Source organism: Flavonifractor sp. An4, assembly GCF_002161755.1.
GTDB classification, from domain to species: Bacteria; Bacillota; Clostridia; order Oscillospirales; family Oscillospiraceae; genus Flavonifractor; species Flavonifractor avicola.
This window is the reverse complement of the sequence record NZ_NFIL01000063.1, coordinates 1-9,233: the sequence shown is the minus strand read 5'-3', so window position 1 is coordinate 9,233 and position 9,233 is coordinate 1. Positions and strand designations below refer to the sequence as shown.

Sequence of the window (9,233 nt, the reverse complement as noted above, 5' to 3'; positions counted from 1 at the left end):
GGTAGTTCATATAGTCCCCTCCTGGTGTTTTGGTTGTGTGGTTACTCCATTCTACCACTGGGGGCCATATGAACTCTTTTTATTTCCCTAAATTGTTGCGCTTGATAGTATAATTCACCGGTACCGAAAAAAGGACCCGGCCAAATGGCCGGGTCCTTTCTCTCATAACAGCATATATTTTTTCAATTCCTGTCTGTTTTTGACGCTGAGTTTCTGCATGGCATTGGTAATATGATACTTTACCGTATTCAAAGAGATGTGCATATGGTCCGCGATCTCCTGATTCGTCCAGCCGCGGGCAGCCAGCATGGATGTAGCAAACTCCGTTGTGGTCAGATTGTCCGCCACATCATGCCCGGTATCGGGATTATGGATCTTGCGCCACCCCGCGGAAAACCGGTAGGTGATGGCGATGATCCGCTTGAAGTCCTCCGGATATTCCGGCTTGATCACCGCTTCCAGCATCCCGCCCAACAAGCCGTGGTGTTCGCCAAAGCCCTGGATAAAATCGTCCGGTTTGGCAAGCTCCCACGCCGCAAGCAGATGCCGCTTTGCCTTGTCCACCTGTTTTAGACTCATATAGTCCATGACTGCGGCCAAATGCAGATAAATGCTGGGGATCGGATATTCTTCCGTCTGCATACTCAGCGTGGCCTCTATAATGCCCAGGCTTCTCTGGTAGTCCTTTTGCAGATAGACACCGTGGGCGATGATATATAACGCAAACATCCGGATGCCCATTGGAAGCCTGGGAAGGAACTCCTGCGTGGGAGGCAGTTCTTTGGGCAAAGGAAGGTGCAGCAGCACTGCCGCAGCAGAAGAAATAAAGGACAGACCCGCCCGCTTTTCCGGGTGCTTTTCCGTATCCGAGGCAAGCGTTTCCTGCACTGCTGTCAGCGCATATCTGGCCCTCTGTATCTCACCCATAGAAAGATTGGCATACAGATAGATCAGGCAGGCGGAAAGCTGTATGTTCCTATCCGACTCGCGGAGAAGCAGTTGGGTTTGTTCGATGGCTTTTTCCGGCTGTCCGCTGAAATAGTAATACTCCGCAAGTGCGACCTGTTTTTCCAGGCCGTCCGCCATGCTGTCAATGAATTCCAGGCATTTTCCCGGCTCAAACGCGGTGTTCATCAGCGGCATAAGCCCCGGATAAGAAAGGCTCTGGCCTCTCTTTCCCTGCGTTTCCGGAGCCGACTGTTCCCTGCGTTGGTCTTTGGGCTTTTCGGCTCCCACTGGGATTCTCCAGGATGACCCAAACTTCTCTGCGCCCGCAATGCGCCCTGATGCGCAGTATTTCTGCACCAGGCTCTCAGATGTGTTCCATTTCTGCGCCGCATCGTACACAGTCATGTATTCCATAAAGTGCCCCCGCCCCAGGCCGTTTGATACCGCCGTAAATAGGTTGCAATGCAGTATCATCTTTCAAAAATTGAGACTAAACAACTTCTTCAGTTTTACTATATGTTAATTATTATATAATGCTGTCAAAGGAATTTCAACCGGCCATTTGGGATGGTCCAAATAGCATTTTGCAGAAGGTCCGTCGTTCGGGCAAGCTATCCCAATCGGTTTCCCGTTACACTCAAACCCAGCCACGCAGAGAGAACACGAAGCCACAGCAACTTCCACCAGAGAGAAAAATGAGATAGACTTTTGGGGTTTGGCCTTTCCCAAAATTATTCAAAAAAAGCACAAATCCGAACCCGGCACCAAGCGGTGCAGGGTTCGGATTTGCTACTTTTGGTGGAGGCGGGGGGAGTCGAACCCCACTTCAAAATCCGCATATCAATTGAGGCTCTATGCTCCATCTTTTTTCGTGTGTAAATCCGTGTGCAAAAGGTCATTGTACGTCTTGTCGATTTTATCTGCATACTCGTCCTCTTTGGATCTCATAGTATGAAGATACACGGTTTTGAGCATATGGTCTGTGGCGTGGCCCATGCGTTTCTGGGTATAGGTATTTGGCACTCCCAGCGACATAGCCACAGATGCAGCCGTATGTCTCAAATCGTGGAAACGGCGGTGCGGCAGGCCCAATTTTTCTGACATTCTGGAAAGGCGATTGTACATAGCGTGTCCGGAGAGCGTTACAATGTGTCTCCCCGTCTTTGGCTGTTTTTCCAGCACCTCTTTGATATGCTCCGGCAGCCGGATGCGACGGTCACCCGAGTAGGTCTTTGTGCCTTTCAGCACAGGGCCATTTTCCCCGTCCACAATGGCCTGCTTGACGTGCAGATAGTCACCTTCAATGCAATCCCAGGTGAGCCCCCGGATTTCAGACTCCCGCAGGCCAAGCCAAACGGCAAGCAAAAGCGGAACTTCCATTTTTGTTCCGGCTGACGCTTGAAGCAGAGCAGAAATCTCATCCATATCCGGGATCTCGATTTCGTGGTGCGTTTTTTGCGGCATGGTTGTCCTCAGTACAAAATCAGGATAATACATCGACAGCGCGGCGCTCAACAGCCCGTGTGCATTTCGGACGCTTTTGGGCGACTTTTCTTTTGCCATCTGATTGACTGCACGCTGGACGCGTTCCTGCCGCAACTCCGGGAGTTTTACGCCCATTAGTTCCTGCAAGTCATTTTTCCGGATTTTCTTGTACCCTCGGATTGTAGCCGGAGACAACACACCGTCCTTGCTCTCGATGTACCTGTCTATGGTCTCACCCACCGTCATGGACTGCACCGGCTTTTCTTTCTGGAGCAACCCGGCCTTCAACGCCAGCGCCTTGGCGTGGGCAACCGCCGGGTCCTCGTCCACCACGCTTACCCGCTGCCCGTTTACCATCACTTGACATCGCCAGGAGCCAGATGGAAGTTTAACCGGTGTTGGATTGGTCAGCTTTTTCATTTGCTCCACCTCACATTTTTGTTTTTACAAGAAAAGCAAAAACAAAGATGAAAACAGCAATGCCAAAAGATACACCAATGACCGGTTTTATTGATTCTTCTTTCTCCACACTTGAAATAATAGCCTCCGTTATTCTTGCAATTACAGCTGTAATTACAATAAATGAAACAATCGAAAGAATAACATTGACGATTGTAAATTCCCAGTCCCACCAATCATAAACAAGCGCAAGAGATCCCGCAATTACTCCAACTGGTACAGACCTGTATTTTTTCCCCATTAAAAAGCACCTTTATTTATTTTCGCTTTTCATTTTTTCGATTTCTTCACTTAACAGTTTAACGGCCTTGATTATCCTTTCTTGCTGCGCCAAAACATCGTTTAAAATACCCATAATTTCAGCATTAAAATCCATTTTGTCCATTTTTGCTCCTCCTTTTTGATTAAGTCCAATAGTACGGTCTTTTATTTTGGCATATTCTAAAAATTCTGCTTCTAATTTGTTAAATATTACATATTGAAATAGAACTTTTGTTCTAATATAATCTGCATTACAGATTTTGGCGGGTTCCGCCGGCACGAAGGGAGGGCGCTTCATGACGTCTAAGAAGGTCAATACCATTCACATCACAAAAGAGGAACGGGACATCGTTTCCGCCCTGCGAGACCCCGCCAAGAGGCGCAAGCTTCTGGAGGTAAAAGAAAAAGGCGCAAAATAGCTTCATCGAGTTCCAAATATGTCATCCAGGGCTTTTTTCGGGTAAAACTTTGCATATGCCTGGAAATAGTCCGCCACATTCGACTTGCTCATCCCCCATTTCCCGAGAGAAATTAGGAAAGAAAGCCCGGCTCCGATAAAAAAACTGATTTTTGCGGGTTTCCCGCAGAAATACAGAACAGCAGCGACAACAGCCGCTGTTACCACAGTCCATATGACGATTGTCATGGCAGATTGTTTGTATGCTCCTTTTGTATCAACAATATATATTTGCGCCATCCGCTTTGTAAGAGGAATAGCGCAAGAAAGCACCAAAATAATTTGCATTACTCCGATTGAATAAACAAAAATCCCAACAAAAAACATGATAAAAGGAACTATATAGTCAGTCCACATATTATTTATCTCCTTTTACAATCATTCGGATGAGCGCCTTATCCCTTTCGGATGCTTTTTCCCGATACCATTTCAAATACTCGATCTCTTCTTCCGTCAGCCCGTCGGCCACCTGGTCGGCGGGCTTTTCTTTTTGCTCCTCCGCGCGCAGACCCCGATAGTGCGCCGCCCTCTCTTCCGAAGTCATGCCGCGGGTACTCTGTTCCGGTGGGACAGGTTTCATCAAAAGTTCATCAGAAAGAAGCTGTTCCTCTGTTACGCCAAAGTATTGGCACAGTTTAAAGAGAACGCTTTTTCTTGGTATCGCTCCATTGCTCCAGCCTGTAACGGTTCCAGAGGATTTTATCCCAATTTCTGACGCAACAGTATTTGGGGCCTTCCCCACGGACCCACACAAAAGCAAATAGTTCTCCCAAAACATACAAATACACCTACCTGTTTTTGTGGCAACTAACAAAAGTAATAAAACTAATACTTTCCTCTTTACAAACTAATAGAAATGATATAAACTAATGGCATAGGCAAAACCGCAGAACCGAGCGGGGCGGACGCTTGGCTTAAAAATGTATTGGTGGCACTTACATAGTAAAGCCTTGTCCCATTTTTGTCAATTACCAAAACTAATATTTCTGATAAACAGGGAGGTGCAAAATGAGCTTTCTGAGCGCAAGAGAAAAAGCCGGACTTACTCAGCGGGAAGTAGCGGAGCACATGGGCGTTGACCAGTCCGCAGTTTCGTTTTGGGAGACCGGAAAGACCCGTCCCCGTGCCGCTCTTCTGGTCAAACTGGCCGGTCTGTACCACTGCACGGTGGACGAGCTTCTGAAGGAGGGCGATAAAAAGTGAATGACCTTCAACTTTTCAACAACCCCGAGTTTGGGGCCGTTCGTGCCGTCGAGGTAGACGGCGAACCTTGGTTTGTGGGCAAGGACGTTGCCCAGGCGCTTGGGTATAACGACACTGACCAGGCGCTGAGAAAGCACGTTGACGACGAGGACAAGCTGACCCGTCGATTTGACTGGTCAGGTCAGGGGCGGTCAATGACCACCATCAACGAATCCGGACTTTACTCTCTGGTGCTGTCCAGCAAGCTTCCCGGGGCAAAGAAGTTTAAGCGCTGGGTGACTGCCGAGGTTCTGCCCACCATCCGAAAGACCGGCGGGTATCAGCTTCCCAAGGATTACCCTTCTGCGCTGCGTGCTCTGGCCGATGCGACGGAGAAGCTGCTTGCGGTGGAGACAGAGAACGAGGCCAACAGGCCAAAAGTTCTGTTTGCCGACGCGGTGAGCACGGCCAAGACTTCCATCCTGGTGGGCGAGCTGGCAAAGCTGCTCAAACAGAACGGCGTTGATATCGGACAAAACCGCCTTTTCGGCTGGCTGAGGGAAAACGGCTTTTTGATCCGCCGGAACGGCACCGACTTTAATATGCCCACCCAGAAGTCCATGAATCTGGGACTGTTTGAAATCAAGGAAACGGTGGTATCTCATGCCGACGGCCACACCAGCGTGAATAAAACGCCAAAGGTCACCGGAAAGGGCCAGCAGTATTTTGTCCAGCGGTTTCTGGGTGGTACGTCATGACCCGCCGCCCGCACAATGCCACCGCCTGGTGTGCGCTTCATGGGCGGTACATGAATGACCGCTACATACACAAGCGCCGGTGCGTATTCCGTGGCCGCCACGGTCCGTGCAAGCACCTTCGGTGGTTGTTTATTTCAGGATCAGAGGAAGGGAGGCACGATTCATGCCGCGAGTAGCACTTACACCCGCCCAGCGTGAGGCGGCCAAGCGAGCCGACCAGGCCCGGGCCATGGCCGACCGGCTGGCGGTCTACAAGAACCGCCACAGCCTCAGCAACAAGGCCATAGCCGCCGACCTTGGAATCCGCCTGGAGACCGTGGCCCGCCTGCTGGCTGCTGACAGCACCGTGCGTATGCCGCTGGCGACCGTCTGGCGGCTGGAAGAAATGATAAGGAGTTGAGAGCATGACCAGAGAAGAGCGCCGCTACTGGCGCACTCAATACATCAAACTGTCGGCCATCATCGTTGCCGCCGTGGCCGCTGCGGTGGTAATCCGGTCATGGACCGTTTGAAATTAACGGCGGCACTGTTTTGGGGCCTGGTTCTGGCCCTGGTGGCCGCCGTGGAATTGGGGGAATTTTTATGAACTATAAGGGAATGGACAAAGACATGAAATGTCGCGGCTTCCAGTATGAAGTCGGCAAGGAGTACGAGACCGACAAGGCTGTGGCCTGTGAGTGTGGCTTCCACGCCTTCGAATATCCGCTTGACGTGTTCAATTACTACCCACCTGCCGGAAGCCGGTTTTTTGAGGTGGAGCAGAGCGGAGAACTAAGCAAGAACGATGGTGACTCCAAAGTTGCATCCACCAAAATAAAGATCGGGGCAGAACTTAACATTGCCGGACTTGTGAAGGCCGCTGTGGAGTACACAAAAGAGCGTTGCACACAGGGAGAAGGAGAGCGTGCCACCGGATACTATGGCGCGGCCTCTGCCACCGGAACAAGGGGCGCGGCCTCTGCCACCGGAGACTATGGCGCGGCCTCTGCCACCGGAGACTATGGCGCGGCCTCTGCCACCGGAGACTATGGCGCGGCCTCTGCCACCGGATACCAGGGCGCGGCCTCTGCCACCGGAGACTATGGCGCGGCCTCTGCCACCGGAAAGGCGTCTATTGCTGTCGCTTCCGGCATTGAAGGTAAAGCTATGGGCGCTCTTGGATGCGCTATTTGCTTGGTAGAGCGCGGCGAGTGGGACGGAGAGACATACCCCATCCTATCCGCAAAGGCCGCCGTTGTAGATGGTAAGACTATCAAGCCGGGAGTATGGTACACGCTGAAAGGCGGCGAGTTTGTTGAGTGCGATTAACGCCAACCCCCTGCGGGACCCGCAGGAAGATCCGCCCGCCGGGTACTGCCGGTGCGGTGCGGAACTGTACGGGGCTGAAACTATCTGCCCTGATTGCATGAAGGAGGAAGAAGAAGAATGAGAAATACCGGAATGAGCAGAGCCATTGACCCGCTGGGCCGCATTGTGCTGCCCAAAGAAATCCGCGACTCCCTGAACCTGAATACCGGCGTCCGCCTTGATATCGGCGTGTCGAATGACAAGATCATCCTGAGCCGGAGCGAGGCGTTCTGTGCCTGCTGCGGCGGCACCCATGACCATATGCTCTACCATGCGGGCGTGGCTATTTGCCCGGATTGCATTGGGAAGTTTGCAGAACCGGAGGAGGCCGAAAATTATGAGTGAGCAGCTTGCCAGCACCGACCTGATTCAGGTGGTTCAGCTCCCGGTGATCGAGGAGCGCCTGCGTTCCATGAAAGAGAAGGTCATTGACCAGACTGCCGCCGCCATGGCGCTGGTCTGTACTGATGAAAACTTGGCTCAGGCCCGGGCCGTCCGTGCTGACCTGAATAATACCTTTAGTACATCCCAAGGCAGTAGATTTGACGGGCAAATACGTCCTCGTCCATCTTGCCATGCAGCACGGCGACTTGCTCGCCGCTGGTGTTGTCCAGCACATGGGCTGCGAAGAAGTCGGACCAGGCCGTCCCGCTGTCTCCGGCGGTGTCTGCGCCTATGACGTAGGGCACGCCCTCCACAGGGCGCTTGTATATGGTAATCTCACCATCGGCGCAAGGCTCCCAGGTGATCCCGGAGACCGTCAGGCCGTCGTACTCATAGACAAATCGGCCACGGTTTTCCGTTCGCCCGCTGTATACTTGGCTCATTCCGGTTACTGCCGCCCGGGTCTTGATAACCTGCCGCCATGCGGCTATTGCCGTCTGGTCAAAGATGCAGGAACCGGAAGCGATGAAGGCTTCATCGGGGCAGGCGGGGTATTCCTGCCTGAACAAGTCCAGATCCCCGCCGCAGTTGATCTTGATGCACCAGCGCCGCCATGCTAACTGCTCGTCGTCCAGGTCGTAGAGCCTTACAAGTTCCTCTTCCTCTGCCGTCCGAACGAATCCAGGCGGAACAGGACGCCGGTATTCCTCCATCTGCCACCAGGCAGCGAAGAAGGGACACCATCCGTCACGCTCTCCGCGCTCCCAGGCGCTTACCGCGTTGTCCCATATATCTTTGAACTCATCATATCCGTTGGCCGTGCTCTCGATAAACACCATCGTGTTCGGCTCGTCGGGGACTGCCTGCATGATACCGGCCAGCGTGTCCCGCTTATCCCCAGGCCAGAACGCGAACTCCGACAGGTGGGCCACTTTGATGGTGAACGACCGGCCCACGCCGTGACCGCCTGCCGTGGACACCCGGATGGAGCTGTCCAGGCCCCTCTGCTTGCCCTTGCTGCCGGTAGGTGATGCAAAGAGCAACTCCCGGGCGTTGCTGGCCCTCTGCATGGGCTTGAGGCGGTCGGGCAGGTAATCGTAATACCGCTTTGCCATGCCAAAGATGTTTGACGTGGCGTCGTCCTGGTGGGCCATGACCAGCCCCGCCACGTTTCGCGCCGTGGCTGCTGCCCAAAATATGATTGCCTCAATGAGGGTCGAAAACCCCATCTGACGGGCCTTTAACACGATGATGCGCACCGGGATTCCCTGCGCCCGCAGTTCCTTGATTTGGTCATACAAACGCCCCTGTGGGCCGTTCATTTTAAACGGGACTATATTGCCCTGCTTGTTTCGGATCTTCAAGCACTTTTCGATGTACTCCCGGCAGACTCTGACGTGAACCATCAAAACGCCTGCCCTTCGCCCTGCTTGTCCAGGTCCTCCAGGTAGCTCTCCATGGTCAGGGACAGGGTGCCCGTGACCTCGGACCGCTCGGTAAACATGGCCATGTGCTTGCCCAGCAGCTCCAGCGCCTTGAGTTTGTTGGAGTATTTTAGGCTGCTCTCCGGCCCGTCGTCCGCGCCCTGCGTGGCGATCTTGTACAGCTCCGAAAGCACAAAGTCCTGGGTAATGTTCGACCGCTTTTCCCGCCGGTCCATGGCTTCCTTGATGGCGGCTTGAATCTCTGGTTTTTTGAGGTTTTCAGACCCGATTTTTTCCGCCGTCTTTTTGCTGTACCCTGCTCTTATGGCGGCCTGTGTGGCGTTAAGGTCCACAAGGTACTCCTGCACAAAAGCCGCTTGCTTTGCCGTCAGCGCCACACCACCACCGCCTTTCTGTGGTTGCTCAAAGGCTCGTTTTCTTCCCCCAGATTCTGCGCAAAAACTCGCGAAATGCGCAAGAGTTTTTTCTTTCTTTTTTGGGGGGATAATAGGGGGGTAATAGATAGGG

Annotated in this window: 15 protein-coding genes; 7 read left to right on the top strand and 8 right to left on the bottom strand. The window is 52.7% G+C overall.

Annotated features, from left to right (window positions below; genetic code table 11):
- Positions 1-162: 162 nt before the first annotated feature.
- The 4 genes from B5F94_RS17140 to B5F94_RS16305 all read right to left on the bottom strand — a co-directional run bounded on the left by B5F94_RS17140 (position 163) and on the right by B5F94_RS16305 (position 3,433).
- Positions 163-1,362 (bottom strand): LuxR C-terminal-related transcriptional regulator, encoded by a 1,200-nt coding sequence (locus B5F94_RS17140; RefSeq protein WP_087331330.1) that lies wholly within the window; start codon positions 1,360-1,362, stop codon positions 163-165.
- A gap of 438 nt (positions 1,363-1,800) precedes the next feature.
- Entirely contained in the window at positions 1,801-2,853 is a 1,053-nt protein-coding gene (locus tag B5F94_RS15125) for a site-specific integrase (protein ID WP_087331328.1), read from the bottom strand.
- A 10-nt stretch (positions 2,854-2,863) separates the two neighbouring features.
- Positions 2,864-3,133, bottom strand: a complete 270-nt coding sequence (locus tag B5F94_RS16310) for a hypothetical protein (RefSeq protein WP_143383322.1) — start codon at positions 3,131-3,133, stop codon at positions 2,864-2,866.
- A 12-nt stretch (positions 3,134-3,145) separates the two neighbouring features.
- Positions 3,146-3,433, bottom strand: a complete 288-nt coding sequence (locus tag B5F94_RS16305) for a hypothetical protein (protein ID WP_143383321.1) — start codon at positions 3,431-3,433, stop codon at positions 3,146-3,148.
- A gap of 16 nt (positions 3,434-3,449) precedes the next feature.
- On the opposite strand from B5F94_RS16305, the gene B5F94_RS17085 reads away from it, so the two are divergent.
- On the top strand, positions 3,450-3,572 hold the full coding sequence (locus tag B5F94_RS17085; RefSeq protein WP_275533505.1) for a hypothetical protein: 123 nt from the start codon (positions 3,450-3,452) through the stop codon (positions 3,570-3,572).
- A 2-nt stretch (positions 3,573-3,574) separates the two neighbouring features.
- Here B5F94_RS17085 and B5F94_RS15120 read toward each other — a convergent pair whose 3' ends face one another.
- Both B5F94_RS15120 and B5F94_RS15115 read right to left on the bottom strand, forming a co-directional pair.
- On the bottom strand, positions 3,575-3,967 hold the full coding sequence (locus B5F94_RS15120; protein WP_087331326.1) for a hypothetical protein: 393 nt from the start codon (positions 3,965-3,967) through the stop codon (positions 3,575-3,577).
- Position 3,968: 1 nt separating this feature from the next.
- The gene (locus tag B5F94_RS15115) at positions 3,969-4,388 is read right to left on the bottom strand and encodes a hypothetical protein (protein ID WP_087331325.1); all 420 of its coding nucleotides are present in this window, start codon (positions 4,386-4,388) and stop codon (positions 3,969-3,971) included.
- Positions 4,389-4,618: 230 nt separating this feature from the next.
- On the opposite strand from B5F94_RS15115, the gene B5F94_RS15110 reads away from it, so the two are divergent.
- From B5F94_RS15110 to B5F94_RS15090, 6 genes are all read left to right on the top strand, one after another.
- Positions 4,619-4,813 (top strand): helix-turn-helix domain-containing protein, encoded by a 195-nt coding sequence (locus tag B5F94_RS15110; protein WP_087331323.1) that lies wholly within the window; start codon positions 4,619-4,621, stop codon positions 4,811-4,813.
- A complete protein-coding gene (locus B5F94_RS15105) occupies positions 4,810-5,550 on the top strand; it encodes a phage antirepressor KilAC domain-containing protein (RefSeq protein ID WP_087331321.1) in 741 nt (246 codons plus the stop codon). The genes B5F94_RS15110 and B5F94_RS15105 overlap by 4 nt, the downstream gene beginning before the upstream one ends.
- Before the next feature lie 163 nt (positions 5,551-5,713).
- Entirely contained in the window at positions 5,714-5,950 is a 237-nt protein-coding gene (locus B5F94_RS15100; RefSeq protein ID WP_087331318.1) for a hypothetical protein, read from the top strand.
- A 182-nt stretch (positions 5,951-6,132) separates the two neighbouring features.
- Positions 6,133-6,858 (top strand): DUF7666 domain-containing protein, encoded by a 726-nt coding sequence (locus B5F94_RS15095; protein WP_087331316.1) that lies wholly within the window; start codon positions 6,133-6,135, stop codon positions 6,856-6,858.
- A complete protein-coding gene (locus B5F94_RS17080) occupies positions 6,845-6,979 on the top strand; it encodes a hypothetical protein (RefSeq protein ID WP_275533500.1) in 135 nt (44 codons plus the stop codon). The genes B5F94_RS15095 and B5F94_RS17080 overlap by 14 nt, the downstream gene beginning before the upstream one ends.
- Positions 6,976-7,242, top strand: coding sequence for an AbrB/MazE/SpoVT family DNA-binding domain-containing protein (locus B5F94_RS15090; RefSeq protein WP_087331314.1), 267 nt, complete (start codon positions 6,976-6,978; stop codon positions 7,240-7,242). The genes B5F94_RS17080 and B5F94_RS15090 overlap by 4 nt, the downstream gene beginning before the upstream one ends.
- Positions 7,243-7,415: 173 nt before the next feature.
- Here the strand turns inward: B5F94_RS15090 and B5F94_RS15085 are convergent, their stop codons facing one another.
- Positions 7,416-8,687, bottom strand: coding sequence for a hypothetical protein (locus B5F94_RS15085; RefSeq protein ID WP_087331313.1), 1,272 nt, complete (start codon positions 8,685-8,687; stop codon positions 7,416-7,418).
- The gene (locus tag B5F94_RS15080) at positions 8,687-9,103 is read right to left on the bottom strand and encodes a terminase small subunit (protein WP_087331311.1); all 417 of its coding nucleotides are present in this window, start codon (positions 9,101-9,103) and stop codon (positions 8,687-8,689) included. Before B5F94_RS15080 ends, B5F94_RS15085 begins: the two co-directional genes overlap by 1 nt.
- Between the last annotated feature and the right edge of the window lie 130 nt (positions 9,104-9,233).